This is a genomic window from Thermincola ferriacetica (genome assembly GCF_001263415.1).
Lineage (GTDB): Bacteria > Bacillota > Thermincolia > Thermincolales > Thermincolaceae > Thermincola > Thermincola ferriacetica.
Map to the genome: position 1 here is coordinate 51,210 of NZ_LGTE01000013.1, position 17,051 is coordinate 68,260.

Here is a 17,051-nt window from a genome sequence, read left to right on the forward strand (position 1 = left end):
GAGTTTTACAGTAGAAGTTAGTATGGGAGGAATAGAATTGCTGAAGGTGGGATTTACCAGTTTAGGGTGCAACAAAAATTTGGTAGATACCGAAGTAATGATGGGTCTCCTGGCAGAAGCAGGGTTCAAAATAGTCGAGGAAGAAAAATCTGCCGATATTCTTATAGTAAACACCTGCGGCTTTATCGATGAGGCAAAAGAGGAATCCATTAATGCGGTTTTGGAATTAGCCCGGTATAAAGAGGAAGGTAACTGTAAAGCCCTCATTGTTGCCGGTTGTCTGGCCCAACGTTATAAAGACGAACTGCTGAAAGAAATGCCGGAAATAGATGGTATAATCGGCACCGGAGAAATTGATAAAATTGTGCAGGTGGTCAGGGATGCTGCGGCAGGCATGCGCCCGGAACTGGTTACTGACCGGGAATTCATATATGATCATACGCTGCCCAGATGGCAGTCAACGCCACCTTATACGGCTTATGTAAAGATTGCCGAAGGGTGTGACAATAGGTGTTCTTATTGTGCCATACCCGGTATTCGCGGCGGATACCGCAGCCGTCCCAAAGAGTCCATTCTGCAGGAAGTAAATGATTTAGTCCGACGCGGGGTAAAAGAAGTTATTCTGATTGCTCAGGATACTACCAGGTATGGAACCGACATATATGGCAGATATGCCCTGACCGAATTAATACAGGAAATTGCCAGTCTACCGGTTCATTGGATCCGGATACTGTACGCTTATCCAACCAGGATCACTGATGACTTGATTCAAATTATAAGGGGTGAACCCAAGGTTTGCAAGTACTTGGATATGCCCATACAGCATGTCGATAAAGACATAATTAAGGCCATGAATAGGCAGGGCGACCGGGAAGAGATAATGAAACTAATTAACCGTCTAAGAAAAGAAGTTCCCGGTATTACTCTGCGTACTACACTGATAGTCGGTTTTCCCGGTGAAACAGAAGCCCAGTTCCAAAACCTGCTTGAGTTTGTGCGGGAGGCCAAGTTCGATCGCCTCGGCGTATTTACATATTCGAGGGAAGAAAGCACTCCAGCGGGGATGCTGGCAAACCAGGTGCCGGAAGAGGTAAAAATTAAACGCCGGGATATTATTATGCGGGAACAGCAGAAGATTTCTCTGCAAAAAAACCGGCAAAAGATTGGTTCGACTATTTTAGTCATGGTAGAAGGAATTTCTGCAGATAATCCAGAAATATATGTGGGCAGAAGTGATGCCGATGCTCCGGAAATTGACGGTTTGGTCTATTTTTCCGGCCCCGCTCTGAACCCGGGTGATATTGTGCAGGTCAAGATAACAGATGCCAGTGAATATGATTTGATAGGAGAGGTATGAGATGAACCTGGCCAACCGCCTGACATTGGCGAGAATTATTTTGGTACCCGTTTTCCTTTTGATATTGTCAATTAAAGTAAAATACGGGCAGTATATAGCTGCGGGAGTTTTTATTTTGGCAGCCAGTACCGACGGGCTCGATGGGTATATAGCCCGTAAGAGAAATCAGGTTACCCGGCTGGGTAAGTTCATGGATCCTCTTGCCGATAAGCTCATGGTGTCTGCCGCCCTGATTTCCCTGGTTGAATTGCGCATGATATCTGCTTGGGTGGCTTTTATCATTATTGCCCGTGAATTCGCCGTAACCGGCCTACGGGCGGTAGTAGCCGCCGATGGAGTGGTTATATCGGCAAGTTGGCTGGGTAAGATAAAGACCGTTTCGCAGATTATCGCCATCGTCTTTTTATTTATCCACGATTTTCCCTTCAACTTATTAAAACTTAATGTTTCCATCGGCCGGTTGGCTATGGGGGTAGCTGTATTCTTTACCGTCTGGTCGGGCCTTGACTACTTCAGAAGAGCCCGTCATTTGTTGAAAACATCACAGAAATGACTTTTTCAGTGGCGGAAGCCACTTTTTTTATACCAATCATTACATAAGGAAAGGTATAAAAGACTATGTTATAATGACCCTAGCAGAAAGAAAGGAGGAGGAAAAAGTGCAGATAAAAGGATTCAGAGTAATAGTCATAGCAACAGCCATAATTGTCACACTAGCCCTCCTTTTTGGCATTAAATATGTCAATGAAAGGTTTAATATTGAAAAACCTCTTTTTAAAATGTATTCCGAGACCAAGCTGGTGCTCAAACCGAGCATTGATAAAGAGGGAGATACTACCACCATTACCCTGACTTTGAAGAAAACCGACAACCTGTACAGCGCTTATCAGGATATTAAAAGTGACACAGAAAAGGTGCTGGGAGATAAAAAGTTTCAAATCAAGATTTTGGACAAGCGCTCTCCGGAATTAGAAGAAGCTTACAGAGACAGCCAGTTTGTGGTTTATGAGGCTTTGGCCAAGGGCAACTATACCAGTATCCCTGCCGAGGTAGCCAGGTATGCCGCGGCCAAAGGGGCGAAAGCCAAAGTTTATATTGACGGGGAAAATATCTATGTATCTTTGTATAAAGGCGATAACTACCTTTATGAGATTATTTCGCGCAGGAATTATCAGATGAGCGGAGATGTTGCCGATACGATGGGAAGTGATAATAATGCTCAAAGAAATTAGTATAGGAGCTGTCATCGCTGTTCTTATATTTCTGGGCATACAGGGATATGATATAGTACCTTTTATATTTTTGATTATGTTCGCCGGAGCCATGTACTTTTTAGTCGGGGCCAGAGGGTTGGTGAAACCTTTGGCTCTTCATAACGGTGGAACTTCAGTTAACAGCGACAGAATTACCTTTGATGATATTGGGGGGCAGGAGACTGCCATCAATGAGTTAAAAGAAGCCTTGGATTTTATCAAGAGTTACGAGAAGATCAAAGAACTGGGAATAAGGCCTCTCAAAGGTATTCTTCTGACCGGGCCGCCGGGTACGGGAAAAACCATGATGGCAAAGGCAGCGGCCACATATACCGACGCTGAGTTCCTTGCTACCAGCGGGTCGGAATTTATCGAGATGTATGCCGGTGTCGGAGCGCAGCGGGTCAGGAGATTATTTGCCGCAGCAAGAGAGAAGGCGAACAAAAATAACAAGTCCAATGCCATTATTTTCATTGACGAAATAGATGTCCTTGGCGGCAAAAGAGGCCAGACAACCAGCCACATGGAGTATGACCAAACCCTTAACCAGCTTTTGGTGGAAATGGATGGCATGAAAACCGATGATTCCGTGCGAATTCTACTGGTTGCTGCCACCAACAGGATAGACATGCTGGATCCAGCCCTTTTAAGACCCGGTAGGTTTGACCGGCATGTGAAGGTAGACCTGCCAAGTCGCGAAGGAAGAAAGCAGATTCTGCAGATCCACACCCGTAACAAACCCTTAGCCGGCGATGTTGACCTGGATGAACTGGCCAGGGAAACCTTTGGTTTTTCCGGCGCTCACCTGGAAAGTTTGGCTAATGAAGCAGCTATTTATGCTTTCCGCCAGGGTGCATCAAAAATAAGCATGGCACATTTTAAGGAAGCTATAGACAAGGTAATTATGGGTGAGAAACTGGACAAGAGGCCGAATAATGAAGAGCTATACCGGGTTGCCGTTCATGAAACGGGCCATGCCCTGGTCAGCGAGATTCTGCGTCCCGGTTCCGTATCGACTCTTACCATCACTCCACGGGGAAATGCCCTTGGTTACATCAGGCAGACTCCTGAAGATGATGCTTACTTGTACACCAAGGAGTACCTGGAAAAACAGATTAGCATCATGCTGGGCGGCGCTATAGCCGAAGAACTTGTTTTGGGCGGCAGAAGTACCGGCGCGGCCAACGATTTTCAACAGGCTGTTAATGTGGCCAAGAAAATTGTCTATTCAGGACTGTCGTCACTGGGCGTTGTTTCTGAAGACAGTATTCCCAAGGACTTGCTGCATAATGAAATTTCCTCCATCATTGGTTTGCAGGAACAAAAGGTGAAACAGATTCTCAGTTCTTACCGGGAAAAGATCAAAGAAGTGGTGGAAATCGTCCTGGATAAGGAACGATTATCCGGAGAAGAATTCAGAAAACTGATGTTTACAATGGAAAGTACAGCAGTGTCAATATAAGGGCAGCGTTAGGTTGCCCTTTTTTTAAATAAAATTTGCGGGTTATTGAATTTTCTACTATAATAAAAAGGGTTATGCTTAAATTTTCCCGCACGGGTTGAAATTCTATTAATATCACAGATGGTGAAATATGAAAACAGAAATCATTAATACAGGCACGGAATTGTTGACCGGTCGTACCCGGAACGCTAATGCCCATTATCTGGCCAGGGAGTTAATGCTATTGGGTATTCGGACCTGGCGGCAGACAACAATTGGAGATTATGAGAAAAACCTTAAAGATGCACTTAAATCAGCTTTGGCTGAATCAGACCTGATTTTTGTCACCGGAGGTTTGGGCCCTACGGTAGATGACATTACAAAAGAGTCCCTGGCCGCTGTACTGGGGCTGGAAATGCAGTTGCACGAAGCATCTCTGGAAAGGATCAGGGCTTTTTTCGCCGCCCGGGGTGTGGACATGCCGGAGGCTAACAGGAAACAGGCCCTCCTGCCAGTGAGCGCTCTGGCTTTGACGAATGAAGTGGGGACAGCGCCGGGATTTATCCTGGAGGCCAGAGACAAGATTTTTGTAGTCTTGCCCGGCCCTCCCTGGGAATTGCAGCCCATGTTTGAACAATACGTAAAACCCTATTTGCAGAAAAAAGGGTTGACAGGCGCAGACCGGTTAAAGCAAAAAACCATTAAGTTATGGGGGATAGGCGAGTCTGCGGTACAGGATTTGCTGGCAGACCTGCACCGGAAGAACGGGAATGTGGAAATAGCCTACCAGGCTCAGCGCGGAGAAGTATGGGTTAAGCTGTTGACTGAAAACGACGCGGCAGACGGGGATGAGCTGGAGCAAATCACCTGTGAAATAACCACGCGTTTGGGCAACAAAGTATTTGGTTTTGATGAAGATACCATGGAGATGACGGTGGCGCGTCTCCTGGTAAAACATAACCTGACTGTATCTCTGGCTGAATCTTGTACCGGAGGCCTTATTGCCAAGAAGTTGACGGACCTGCCGGGAAGTTCGGAATACCTGATGTATGGTGTGGTATCTTACAGCAACGAGGCCAAAGAAAAAATATTAGGGGTGTCCCCTGAGACCCTGAAGCAATTTGGCGCCGTTAGCAGTGAAACAGCCCTGGAAATGGCCAGGGGTGTAAAAAAACTTGGTAATACAGATGTGGCAGTTTCAGTTACGGGAATTGCGGGGCCGGGCGGTGGGAGTCCGGAAAAACCTGTGGGCCTTGTTTATACCGGTTTGGCACACAAAGACGGAGCCTTTTCCCAAAAACACCTGTTTTACGGAGACAGGGAAAACATCCGGGAACTTTCAGCACGCGCAGCACTTAACATGCTCAGATTGTACATACTGGAAAACTACTCTTAGAGAGGGTGTTGGCGATGAAAAGGTTCCTGGCGTTTCTTCTGGTTTCTTTCGCAATAATAGTCGGTGCTGCTTTTGCCCTTTATGCTTTTGGAAATACTGAGTTCCGGATTGCCGCATTACAGGCTCAGTTAAAACTGGACCTGACCAAACCAGGAGTGACGGAGATCCAGGTTCCCCCGCTGGGAAAAATTAAAGCGTACACCCATAAATCACCGGTGGGCATTGTCATTACCCTGGAGAGTATTGACTTAAACCAACTGAAAAAGATGGTAGAAGACACTCCCAAAACCACGGAATTACTGAATGAAGTCCGTCGGAATGTAGAGAAAAATTTTCAGGCCCTTATTTACAAATCCCTTTTATTAGGTGGGTGTGGCGGTTTGCTGGGGGTTCTTCTGCTACAGAGAAAAAAATGGTATGAGTATCTGTATGGGGCCCTGTTAGGGCTGGTTATAGTGACCCTGGCCCTGAGCTTTACCTATAAATCATACAATTTTCAAGCCTTTGAGAACCCCGAGTATGAAGGTATGTTAAAAACAGCTCCCTGGATGATCGGGTTGGTGCAAAACGGTATTACCAAATTTGATTTATGGAGCAAACAGTTGCAAACCGTTGCCGACAACCTGTACGATATGTTCCGTCGGGTAGACACTCTTGAGGCTATGGGACCGGCAGCCAATGGGGACCTACGGGTCCTGCATGTCTCCGACCTCCACAACAACCCGGCTGCTTTTGATTTTATTGAACAGGTTGCTACTACTTTTAAGGTTGATTTGGTTATTGACACGGGCGATATTTCTGATTTCGGCACACCGGTAGAAACTGTGCTGCTGGACCGGCTAAAACGGATGGGAATACCTTACGTGTTTGTACCGGGGAATCATGAAACAAGAGAGGTTATTAATGAATTGAGAGGCCTTCCCAACGTAACTGTTTTGGAAGGACAGCCGGTCAACGTCAAAGGGTTAAAAATCATCGGCTTTCCTGACCCGTCTGCCTATGAACAGTCAATAACAGCTCCGGATGACAAAACAGCCGGCCTTTTAGCCCAAAAGTTCACAAAATCATTAACTAAAATGCCTGAAAAACCCGATATACTTGCCGTGCATAACAATAGAATCGCGCTGCGCATGGCAGGAAAAGTCCCGGTAATTTTACACGGACATGACCATGCTTACAAAATAAACATCAGAAACAAATCAGTGATTATTGATGCCGGGACTACGGGTGCCGCAGGTATAGGCGGGTTTAAGTCAAAAAACGATATTCCATATTCCTTGGTGGTGCTGCAATTGAAAAAAGAGCTATCGGATTACCATCTGATTGCCGCAGATACGATCAAGGTTTCCAATCTGCAGAGCGGATACAGTTTGGAGCGCAGGATATTTCCCGAAATTTATCAACAGGTTAAAAAAGAATAAAAATCATAACAGAATAGGGTAGAGGAGAGAAAAAGATTGATGCTGGAAACGAAGACTTTCGAGAGTCTCAACTTAAGCAGGAGAATTTTACAGGCCGTTAAAGAAATGGGGTTTGAAGAACCGACACCGATTCAGGCAGAGGCTATTCCTGTTCTATTGAACGGCCATGATGTAATTGGTCAAGCCCAGACGGGCACAGGTAAGACGGCAGCTTTCGGCATTCCTATTTTAGAAAAGTTAAATCCCAGGTACAGGGCCGTCCAGGCGCTGGTGGTCACTCCCACCAGAGAACTGGCTATCCAGGTGGCCGAAGAAATAATGAAACTGGGTAAGTTCAAAGATGTAAGAACTTTAGCTGTCTACGGCGGACAGTCCATTGACCGGCAAATAGGGGCTCTCAAACGGGGAGTGCAGGTAGTAGTTGGAACGCCGGGACGCCTGTTGGACCATATAAACAGGGGAACGCTGCGGCTGCAGCACTTAAAGATGCTGGTTTTGGACGAAGCTGATGAAATGTTGGATATGGGCTTCATCGATGATATAGAAGCCATAATCAAAGAGACTCCTGAGACCAGGCAGACCTTACTGTTTTCGGCCACTATGCCGCATGAGATTCAGCAACTGGCCAGGAAATATTTAAAGAACCCCAGGTTGGTCGCTGTCAGTAAAGACGAACTCACCGTTCCTTCCATTGAACAGGTATATTATGAGGTCAGAGAAAAGACCAAGCTGGAAAGCCTGTGCCGGGTCCTGGAAACCATCGATGTAACCCTTGCTATTATATTCTGTAAAACCAAAAGAGGTGTGGATGAGTTGGTCGCCAGCCTGGAAACAAGGGGATACCAGGCAGAAGGGCTGCATGGCGATTTAACCCAGGCCCAAAGGAATAAGGTGATGCGAAAGTTTAAAAATGGGCAGGTTGATTACCTGGTAGCTACCGATGTGGCGGCCAGGGGTCTGGACATTGAAAATGTCAGCCATGTTATAAACTACGATATTCCGCAGGATCCGGAGGTTTACGTCCACAGGATAGGGCGTACGGGCCGGGCCGGTAGGAGTGGTAAAGCTATTACCTTCATAGTCCCCGAAGAATACAGGCAGTTAAGGTTGATTGAAAAAATTATTGGGGCCAGGATAGCCCGAAAAAACCTGCCTTCTATTGCCGATATATTTGAACGGCAAAAGGTGCAAATGATTGACAAGGTGGCCAACACCATAAACGGCGGACAGTTGGACATTTACCGGGACATTGTGCAGGAATTGGCTGCAGATTATAATCTCATAGACATAGCCAGCGCAGCCTTGAAACTGGCTTTGGATCTGGAACTGCCCGCCAAGGAAATTGAAATAGACGAGGCAGACTTTGGTGAGACAGGAGCCCGCCCGGGGATGGTCAGGTTGTTTATGAACATAGGACGACAGGAGGAAATGAACCCGCCGGAAATTATCAAACTTATAGCGGAAGAAGCTGCTATTCCCGGCAAATCAATCGGGGCCATCAGGATATTCGACAGGTTTTCTTTTGTGGAAGTTCCCCAACAGGTAGCAGAACAGGTGATGTATTCGCTGCACAAAACCGAAGTCAAGGGGAAGAAGCTTTTTGTTGAACCGGCAAAGGTGCGCAAGTAAAAGACAATTCTTAATTTGCAAACCTTATTTTGCAAAAAACGCTCGCTTAAAATTTACGGACGGGAAAGCTACAATGGAGGTGAGACTGTTTTTACCTTGAAAACAGTCTAACCTTTTTTTATTGCGGGGAATATCAGTGGCCAGAGGCAGTAGTTGACAACAAGCGGATTTTCGTTATAGAATATTAACAAATACCCACTGGGGGTATGAGTGCTCGTTATCAGATATACTGGGGAGGGGGACCAATGGTAAAGAAAACTGAATCAGCAATTATGATAGACCTGACTCAGTTTAACAAGGACTTGGCAACCCTGGGAATAAAAGTTACATATACCATGGTAGTCTACATTGGTGATACTTACCGGATAATAACTTCCAAGGGTGAAGAAATAGGAGGCAGCCGGGAGGAAAAAGAAAAAATTATAGCCCACCTTTTATCAAAGCAGCCTTTTTTACCAATAACCGGGGAAGAAATGAACCATGGTTATTTGTTCATCGAAACAGGGCTGGCGGCGGACGTTATGGAAAAACTAAAAATACTGCTGCGGTCAATATCATTCAGTATGGACAAATATATGCTGGAAGAACGTATGCAAAGTTGTTCCTTGGGTATACTGGACAGCGCCGTAAATGCCATTGAAGCTAAAGACGTGTATACTAAGGGCCATTCTGACCGGGTGGCCGGGTTGGCCCAATTAATAGCCGAACGCATGGATTTACCATATAGCGAAAAAGAAGTTGCCCAGGCGGGACTGCTGCACGACATAGGTAAGATCGGGATCAGTGAACGGATACTGACCAAGCCGGGCAGTTTAACTGATGAAGAGTATCAAATAATAAAAAGCCATCCCGAAAAAGGGGCGCAGATATTGGAACCGCTGGTTATGTTTAAAAAATCAGCGGCGGCTGTGCGCCATCATCATGAAAGATATGACGGAAAAGGGTATCCTGACGGGCTGGCCGGAGAGGAAATACCGCTCCTGGCCCGGGTTATTGCTGTTTCCGATGCCTTTGACGCAATGACTTCCGATAGGCCTTACCGGAAAGCCTTTTCATATGATATTGCCCGGCAAAAAATACTTAGTGCGTCAGGCACGCAGTTTGACCCCACCGTTGTCGAGGCTTTTAACAGCATTGAAGAGAAAAAAATATCATCTGTCATCGGATCAAGAGCATAGGAGGTGGTGACCATCAATTTGCTGCCATCAGTTAAAGCCAGAGTTAACCTGGATATATGCCGAAATGACCACAGGTGTTTGCCCCGCATGCATTGCCCGGCGGCAGCCATATCACCGGCGGAAGGCAAAATATCTATGAAAATTGACGAAGAAAAATGTATCGGCTGCGGTAAATGTATAAAGGTCTGCAAAAACAACGCTCTGTTTTTGGTACGACAGGAAGTAAAATTTGGTTAACCGGACTTTACAAGAAGTGGTTTGACATCTTATAATTGAATTTGAGAACAGAAATCACTTTAACAGAAGTCAAAACCGAATACAGCAGTATGCATTCGCCTGGGGGTGCTTCTGGAAGAAGCTGAGAAAAAGGCTGCAGCCTTTTACCCTTATGACCTGATCTGGGTAATACCAGCGGAGGGAAGGTAGAATCAACTGGGGGTTTTTCCTTAGTGGTATTCACGGTTCCGTTTCCGTAGGGACCGTTTTTGTTTTTCTAACATACACAAGGAGGAATGGGTAAATGCATCTGGATGAAACAGTTATTTCGCGGGGAATTGTACAGAAGTACATGGAAGAACTGATGGATTACATGAATACAGAAGTAGCCATTGTGGGTGGAGGTCCTTCAGGGATGGTAGCTGCATACTACCTGGTCAAGAGAGGATGTAAAGTGGCGCTTTTTGACAGGAAGCTGGCCGTTGGCGGTGGCATGTGGGGTGGCGCCATGATGTTTAATAAGATTGTGGTACAGTCTGCCGGCAAAAGGATTTTGGACGAATTCGCCATAAGTTGCGAGGAATATGAACGGGGATACTATGTGGCAGATGCGGTAGAATCAGTTACAACTATCGCGTCCATGACAGTGAAAGCGGGCTGCAAAATCTTTAACCTCATAGGTGCCGAAGACGTTATGGTGGAAGATGGCAGGGTGACGGGTTTAGTACTGAACTGGACTCCTGTTCAGGTGAACAACTATCACGTGGATCCGCTGGTAGTCAGGGCTAAATATGTTATTGACGGAACCGGACATCCGGCAGAAGTGACGCAAACCCTGACGCGCAAAATGGGGGTGCGCCTGAACACTCCGACAGGGGGAGTAGCCGGCGAAAAACCGATGAATGCATTAAAGGGCGAACTGGACGTAGTTGAGAATACCAGGGAAGTATTTCCCGGCTTGTACGTGACGGGGATGGCGGCGAATGCCGCCTTTGGCAGCCACCGGATGGGCCCTGTATTTGGGGGTATGTTGCTGTCTGGAGAAAAGGCGGCCATGGAGATTGCTGCCAGGTTGGGGAAATGATATGGCCGAAGTATGGCTGGTGACCAACCGGAAACTGGTGAAAAACCGGTGTTTGCTGAAAAAGGTGGAGTCCCTGTGCCGACGGGGTATTGACGGCGTAATACTCAGAGAAAAAGACCTGCCAACGAAAGAGCTTTATCATCTGGCCAGAGAAATAAGGGCCGTTACAAAACAATACGGGGTAAAACTGATTGTGAACAAGAGTATAGAAACTGCCCTGGCCGTAGAAGCGGAAGGGATACATCTGGGGAGTGATGCCTTGCCTCTGCACAATGCGCGGCTAATTGTTCCGGCTTATATGAAAATCGGAGTTTCCGTGCATTCTGCGGAGGAAGCAAAGACAGCCGCCGCAGAAAGAGCAGATTATATCCTGGCCGGCAATGTATATGCTACCGCAAGCAAACCTAACCTGGCAGGCCGCGGGACGGCGTGGCTTTCCCGTGTTGTGCAGACGGTTTATCCTTTGCCTGTATTGGCTATCGGCGGCATAAATGAAAGCAATGCTGGAGAGGTTTTAAAAGCGGGGGCAGCAGGAGTCGCTGCGATATCCGGTCTGCTGGTAAACAACAATCCCGGAAAATTAATAGAAATAATCAAAGGTCAAAGGACCTGATATTTAGAAGCAGAGTTACTTTAAACCGGTTGTTATGACAACCGGTTTTGTGCGTTATGTCACACTTTTTTGTTAGGCAGGTCATGGCAAGAACAGGCATAACAGGGTAAAATGTTCAAAAAGGTTAAAATGTACGACTTGAAAGGTGGAGATATTATGACTTTAAAGGGAAATTTACAAACAACAGCCATGGGAATATTGCCGCATACCGATATTGACGAGGCAATGCGGCTGGCCTTGTCGGTGGATATTCCTTTTTGGCCCCAACTGCCGAAGATGAGTTTCTTTGAGGACATGTATGCCCAGGCTACGGAACACTTCCCGGGAATTACCGTTGATGAAGCCGCCCAAAAGATTTACTTTGAATTTGAACAGTTTATGGAAGAACTACCGGAATTTTTGGAAAAAGCCGAAGAGAAAGCCACTTTTGCATTAACGGAACAGTACTCTCTTGTATACAGGAGCTTTTTGCAGCAACCGGGACTGGAGAAATACAGCGCTATCAGGGGCCAATTTATCGGTCCGGTCAGCTTCGGGATGAAAATCACCGATAAAGATAAAAAACCGATTATCTATAACGACGAAGTCAAAGTGTTTTTATATGACTTTATGGCCAGAAAAATCAACATACAGTATGAAGAATTAAGGGAGAGAAACAAAAATGCTTTTGTATGGGTTGATGAGCCGGGTCTGGAAATAATTTTCGGTTCCTTTACGGGTTACTCCAGTGAAGTGGCCAAGAATGACTATGCCGCTTTTTTGAGCCAACTGGAGGGACCCAAAGGGGTACACCTGTGCGGTAATCCGGATTGGTCCTTTCTCTTGAACCAGAACCTTGATATATTATCTGTGGATGCCCTCGGGGTGGGCCATATCTTTTCCAGGTTTACCGCCGAAATAAAGGCATTTCTTGACCGCGGAGGTATTATCGCCTGGGGGATTGTGCCTACCCTGACGGAAGAGGTGAACAGGGAATCGGTGCAATCGCTGGTAGACCACCTGGAGAAACTGTGGAACCACCTTGAGCAATACGGAATAGAGAAAAAACAGGTTCTGCAGCAGGCATGGCTGGCGCCCGCCCGGTGCTGTTTGGTCAACACGGATGGGGCAAAATCGGTGGAAAAAGCATTTGATATATTGAAAAAAGCAGCCGATGAACTGAAAGACCGATATGCCAAATTTTTTACTGAATAAGCCGGTTGCGGACCATAACCAGGGGAAACCGGATCAACAGGAGCATGGCCGCTGTAAGCCAGACAAAATTGGCCAACGTAGCCATGTTTATTTGCCCATAAAAAAGGTTGCGGATCACTTCTACTTCATGGTAAAGCGGCGTTAACCAGGAAAACGCCTGAACCCCGGCAGGCAGGTTGTTGACGGGGAAGAAAATCCCGGCCAGGAAAAACATGGGGGTAATGATCAGAGTAAAGAAGTAATTAAAGGCATCGTAATTAGGCGCCATACTTGTCCAAACCATGGAGAGGGAAGAAAATATCAAGCCCCCAATGAACAAGGGGATGGGCATTAAAAAGACCCACCATGATTTTACCAGGCCGAATAAAACTGTTACCAGCAAAAATACAGAACCGTATAGAACACTTTTTAGTGCGCCGTATATAAGCTCCGCCATGACCACGTCATCCATGCTGGCCGGGGTTGAGACAATAGCGTAAAATATTTTATGAAAAGACATCCTGGTATAGCTGTCATAAGTGGCTTCATAGCAGGTGGCAAACATCGCGGACGAAGCTATCAGGCCGGGAGCGATAAATTCAAGGTAACTATATCCCTGAATATTTGCCACGTAGACTCCCAGACCGAAGCCCATGGCCCAAAGATAAAGAACAGGCTCGACAAAGTTGAACATGATATTGGCTTTCCACGTTTTGGCAAATACCAGCCAGTGACGGTACAAAATACGAGATACCAACGCAGGAGATATATCCAATGAAGTAAAAAAGCCTTTCAGCAGAGGTTTGGGATTAAGCACAGGGAATATCCTCCTTTTCTTCAAGGCTGGGGACCTGGTCATCTTCCAGGCTCCGGCCTGTCAGTTTCAGAAAGACATCTTCCAGAGTTGCCGGCCTTAGCAACTGGTATGAGAAATCAATTGACAGACCTTTTATCCATTCCTGCAACTGCGGACCATGGTTGGAATAGATGTATAACGTATCGCCAAAAAGTTTAAAGCCATTTATCAGATTTGTTCCCGGAAGTCTCCGGCATATGGCGGTAAAATCTCCTCCTGCCAGTTCAAGAACGTGGGAACCTATATGCGCGGATACCAATGCCGCAGGTTGGCCTTCATCAATGATCTTTCCGTTATGCATAAACACCAGCCGGTCACATAATTGACTGGCTTCTTCCAGGTAATGGGTGGTTAGAAGCACAGTTGTCCCATTTTCCTTCAGTTGCCTGATTTTCTGCCATACTATGTGCCGGGCATGGGGGTCAAGGCCTGTCGTAGGCTCGTCCAGGATAATAATTTTAGGTTTGTTGATCAGGGCCCGGGCAATAGTCAAACGTCTTTTCATTCCGCCCGAAAGGTGGTCAACTTTAGTCCCGGCCTTTCCCTCCAATTCCATGAATGAAAGAAGTTCCTCTGCCCGCTGCCGGGCTTCTTTTTTGGGAATACCGAAGTAGCCGGCATAGACGATGAGGTTTTCCAAAACAGTAAGTTCGGGGTCCAGGTTGTCATCCTGGGCTACCACTCCCAGGTGAGCTTTAATCCTGCGGGCATCGGTTACGATACTTAAACCGAAGACTTCCAGAGTCCCTCCGGTGATAGGCGAAAGCCCGGTGATCATTTTCACCGTAGTGGATTTGCCGGCCCCGTTGGGCCCCAACAAGCCAAAACATTGGCCGGGCATGACAGAAAGGTCAATGGCATCAACGGCAGTAAAACTGCCAAACCTTTTGACCAGTTTGTGTGCTTTAATGACCGGATCAGCAGATGCAGCCATATTTAGCGTATTCACTCCCGTTTACTTAATTGCAATATACTACCTCCTCTATTATAACTGAATAAAATAATAAATTCCAAACCGATGGACAATTTTCATGTGTTTTTGAAGAGATGTCCCATTCTGCATATGACCCGCTGAAAGAATATGTACCAAAGGAAACAGAAAACCCAGGAAAATGCAAAGATAATTATGAGAAAGGTTATGGGACCCTTGGCATAAGAGAGGGCCGGACCAAGCACCGGAATACCCAACGGGCCGGTCAAAACCAGGGTACCTATAGTTAAGACCAGGCTGGAGCTAAGTACAGAAATATTTTTGCCAAGTTTTACGGTTGCGCCGAGGGATAACCCCAACAGGCCTGTACTGAACAGGAAAAGGGGCAGTTTTATCGGCATGATTATACCGATCAGTCCCGCCGCGGCGGCATAAACCAAAAGACCGCCCAAAGGTTTGCTGTATGCGGCCAAGGCCACAAACAGGGTGGTAAAACCTGCGGCCAGGGCCCCCACGCCGGGAAGCAGACCGGCAAAAAGCTGTAACATTACTGTTACAGAAGTCAATACACTTAAGGTGGACAGGTACTTGACAGAGAAATTCAACAGAGTCATGACCTCCTATCGGGCGGAGCATCCTTATCCTTTTTAATAGATATGTTATGCAGGTCCTTTTTTAAAAGGGAAGTAAACATGTCAAAAAAATTCTTGCACATTATTAGGCAGGCAGTTATGATAATTAAGAAGACAGTAGTACAAACGGCTTTTTATTAGTAAAAATACCAATTAAAGCCAGACAGGCACAGGGAGGAAATAATGAAGCAAAAGGAGAAAATAGCCATCGTAACTGACAGCACCTGCGATCTGGAACGGGAGTTCATTGAGAAGAACGATGTGCATGTATTGCCTTTAAGGATTATTTACCAGGGTAAAGAGTACAGAGATAAAATCGATATAGAACCACAGGAAATATATGAAAGAATGCCCGGGGAAATACCGAAAACATCCATGCCGGGCTTTGGAGAAATAACGGAGGTTTTTACGAAGTTAAAAGAACAGGGGTTTAACAGGATTCTGTCAATGCATATTTCCGGAGGGTTGAGCGGAACTGTCAACGCTGTCCAGATGGCCGCCAGGCAAATAAGTGAAATGCATATCGAGGTACTGGATTCCAAAGCCCTTTCTCTGGGCCTGGGTTTTCTGGTAAATAAAGCTGTCCGGCTTAGAGATGCCGGTTGTGTTTTTGATGAAATAGTGGAAAAAGTAAAAAAAACGCGGGATGAAATCAAAGTCTTTTTTGTAGTAAAAACACTGGAGTATTTACGTAAAGGCGGTCGAATCGGCCTGATTGAAGGGACTTTGGGTGACCTGCTGAATATCAAACCGATTGTATCAATTAATGAAGAGGGAAAGTATTTTACCTATGCCAAAGTTAGGGGAAGGAAAAAGTCCATGGAAGAGTTGGTAGAAATTGCCAAGGAATATATCAGAGAAAAAGCGGTCAACCTGGCGGTGATGCACAGTGGAGCGGAAGCTGATGCCCGGGAAGTCAGGGAAAAGCTCTTGAATACAAATTGCGCCGATATCAGGGAGTTTTTCTGGGGACAGATTGGTCCTTCCATGGTAGTTCATTCCGGACCGGGACTGGTTGGTATAGGTATTCAACCGGTTGACTGAGTTTTATAAATTTTTAAAAAAATGGGGGTTGGGAGAATGGAAAACACTGAGACGAAAAAAGATATCATTGAACAAGTAGCGATTGTGCAAAGGGACAAAGAAACATATGCTATTGCACCGCATATTCCCGGTGGCATTACTGATGCTGCCACTTTACGGAAAATTGCCGACATATCAGACAAGTATAACTGCAAAGCTCTAAAGCTTACTTCAGCGCAGAGAATTGCCCTGGTAGGTATTGCAGCCGAAAATATTGAAGATGTTTGGCGGGACCTTGGCATGGAAAAGGGACAGGCCATCGGCCTTTGCGTCCGGAGTGTCAAAATCTGCCCCGGAACTACTTTTTGTAAAAGAGCCAAACAGGACTCGGTTTCTCTCGGGCTCGCTTTGGATAAAAGATACCATGGACGTTCTTTACCAGGCAAATTAAAGATAGGTGTCAGTGGTTGCCCGAATAATTGTGCGGAAAGTTGTGTCAAAGATATCGGTTTTATGGGTAGTAATAATGGCTATACAGTTATGGTTGGCGGGTATGCCAGCGGTACAGGACGCCTGGCCGAAGTTATTTGCACAGAAAAATCGGAGCAGGAGTGCCTGGAGTTAACGGAGAAAATCATTGACGTTTACGAGAAAGTTGCCAAAAGGGGACAAAGGCTTGGGCGCTTGTTAAATAAAATAGGAACAGAAAACTTCCGGCGAGCCCTGGACTGTTCCGGGGATGAATACGAGCAGATTATTCAAGAATTAATTGAGGCAAATGCTTAATTTTGCAATACCAGCTTGAGAATCGCTAAAAAGGCGATTCTTTTTTTATGCATAAAAATGGG

At 46.1% G+C, this 17,051-nt stretch carries 17 protein-coding genes and 1 riboswitch; of the genes, 14 read left to right on the forward strand and 3 right to left on the reverse strand.

The annotated features are described in order from the left end of the window. Positions 1 to 37 precede the first annotated feature (37 nt). From rimO to Tfer_RS09540, 12 genes are all read left to right on the forward strand, one after another. A complete protein-coding gene (gene rimO, locus Tfer_RS09485) occupies positions 38 to 1,357 on the forward strand; it encodes a 30S ribosomal protein S12 methylthiotransferase RimO (protein ID WP_242843575.1) in 1,320 nt (439 codons plus the stop codon). A gap of 1 nt (position 1,358) precedes the next feature. Beyond that, positions 1,359 to 1,910 carry a CDP-diacylglycerol--glycerol-3-phosphate 3-phosphatidyltransferase gene (gene pgsA, locus Tfer_RS09490; protein ID WP_013120308.1) on the forward strand — a complete coding sequence of 184 codons (552 nt, stop codon included), beginning with the start codon at positions 1,359 to 1,361 and terminating at the stop codon, positions 1,908 to 1,910. A gap of 106 nt (positions 1,911 to 2,016) precedes the next feature. Beyond that, positions 2,017 to 2,589: a hypothetical protein gene (locus tag Tfer_RS09495; RefSeq protein ID WP_052218191.1), complete on the forward strand. Its 573-nt coding sequence runs from the start codon at positions 2,017 to 2,019 to the stop codon at positions 2,587 to 2,589. After that, complete coding sequence (locus Tfer_RS09500; RefSeq protein ID WP_052218192.1) at positions 2,573 to 4,072, forward strand: AAA family ATPase; 1,500 nt, start codon at positions 2,573 to 2,575, stop codon at positions 4,070 to 4,072. Before Tfer_RS09495 ends, Tfer_RS09500 begins: the two co-directional genes overlap by 17 nt. Positions 4,073 to 4,202: 130 nt before the next feature. Beyond that, positions 4,203 to 5,447, forward strand: a complete 1,245-nt coding sequence (locus Tfer_RS09505; protein WP_052218193.1) for a competence/damage-inducible protein A — start codon at positions 4,203 to 4,205, stop codon at positions 5,445 to 5,447. A 14-nt stretch (positions 5,448 to 5,461) separates the two neighbouring features. Continuing rightward, positions 5,462 to 6,868 (forward strand): metallophosphoesterase family protein, encoded by a 1,407-nt coding sequence (locus tag Tfer_RS09510; protein ID WP_052218194.1) that lies wholly within the window; start codon positions 5,462 to 5,464, stop codon positions 6,866 to 6,868. Positions 6,869 to 6,907: 39 nt separating this feature from the next. Next, positions 6,908 to 8,497 (forward strand): DEAD/DEAH box helicase, encoded by a 1,590-nt coding sequence (locus tag Tfer_RS09515; protein WP_052218234.1) that lies wholly within the window; start codon positions 6,908 to 6,910, stop codon positions 8,495 to 8,497. 245 nt (positions 8,498 to 8,742) lie between these two features. Next, the gene (locus tag Tfer_RS09520) at positions 8,743 to 9,675 is read left to right on the forward strand and encodes an HD-GYP domain-containing protein (RefSeq protein WP_052218195.1); all 933 of its coding nucleotides are present in this window, start codon (positions 8,743 to 8,745) and stop codon (positions 9,673 to 9,675) included. 18 nt (positions 9,676 to 9,693) lie between these two features. Continuing rightward, on the forward strand, positions 9,694 to 9,912 hold the full coding sequence (locus tag Tfer_RS09525; RefSeq protein ID WP_152909022.1) for a ferredoxin family protein: 219 nt from the start codon (positions 9,694 to 9,696) through the stop codon (positions 9,910 to 9,912). Positions 9,913 to 10,003: 91 nt separating this feature from the next. Next, positions 10,004 to 10,112, forward strand: a riboswitch (TPP riboswitch). A gap of 83 nt (positions 10,113 to 10,195) precedes the next feature. Beyond that, positions 10,196 to 10,975 (forward strand): sulfide-dependent adenosine diphosphate thiazole synthase, encoded by a 780-nt coding sequence (locus Tfer_RS09530; RefSeq protein ID WP_052218197.1) that lies wholly within the window; start codon positions 10,196 to 10,198, stop codon positions 10,973 to 10,975. A 1-nt stretch (position 10,976) separates the two neighbouring features. Next, positions 10,977 to 11,588: a thiamine phosphate synthase gene (gene thiE / locus Tfer_RS09535; RefSeq protein WP_052218198.1), complete on the forward strand. Its 612-nt coding sequence runs from the start codon at positions 10,977 to 10,979 to the stop codon at positions 11,586 to 11,588. A gap of 156 nt (positions 11,589 to 11,744) precedes the next feature. Then, complete coding sequence (locus tag Tfer_RS09540) at positions 11,745 to 12,782, forward strand: uroporphyrinogen decarboxylase/cobalamine-independent methonine synthase family protein (protein ID WP_052218199.1); 1,038 nt, start codon at positions 11,745 to 11,747, stop codon at positions 12,780 to 12,782. Here the strand turns inward: Tfer_RS09540 and Tfer_RS09545 are convergent. From Tfer_RS09545 to Tfer_RS09555, 3 genes are all read right to left on the reverse strand, one after another. Beyond that, the gene (locus tag Tfer_RS09545; RefSeq protein WP_013120319.1) at positions 12,772 to 13,578 is read right to left on the reverse strand and encodes an ABC transporter permease; all 807 of its coding nucleotides are present in this window, start codon (positions 13,576 to 13,578) and stop codon (positions 12,772 to 12,774) included. The genes Tfer_RS09540 and Tfer_RS09545 overlap by 11 nt on opposite strands. Further along, positions 13,571 to 14,551: an ABC transporter ATP-binding protein gene (locus tag Tfer_RS09550; protein ID WP_052218235.1), complete on the reverse strand. Its 981-nt coding sequence runs from the start codon at positions 14,549 to 14,551 to the stop codon at positions 13,571 to 13,573. Before Tfer_RS09550 ends, Tfer_RS09545 begins: the two co-directional genes overlap by 8 nt. Before the next feature lie 95 nt (positions 14,552 to 14,646). After that, positions 14,647 to 15,162, reverse strand: coding sequence for a hypothetical protein (locus tag Tfer_RS09555; protein WP_152909023.1), 516 nt, complete (start codon positions 15,160 to 15,162; stop codon positions 14,647 to 14,649). 201 nt (positions 15,163 to 15,363) lie between these two features. On the opposite strand from Tfer_RS09555, the gene Tfer_RS09560 reads away from it, so the two are divergent. Further along, positions 15,364 to 16,224, forward strand: a complete 861-nt coding sequence (locus tag Tfer_RS09560; protein ID WP_052218201.1) for a DegV family protein — start codon at positions 15,364 to 15,366, stop codon at positions 16,222 to 16,224. Between the two features lie 36 nt (positions 16,225 to 16,260). Beyond that, positions 16,261 to 16,989, forward strand: a complete 729-nt coding sequence (locus Tfer_RS09565; protein WP_052218202.1) for a nitrite/sulfite reductase domain-containing protein — start codon at positions 16,261 to 16,263, stop codon at positions 16,987 to 16,989. Positions 16,990 to 17,051: the final 62 nt, after the last annotated feature.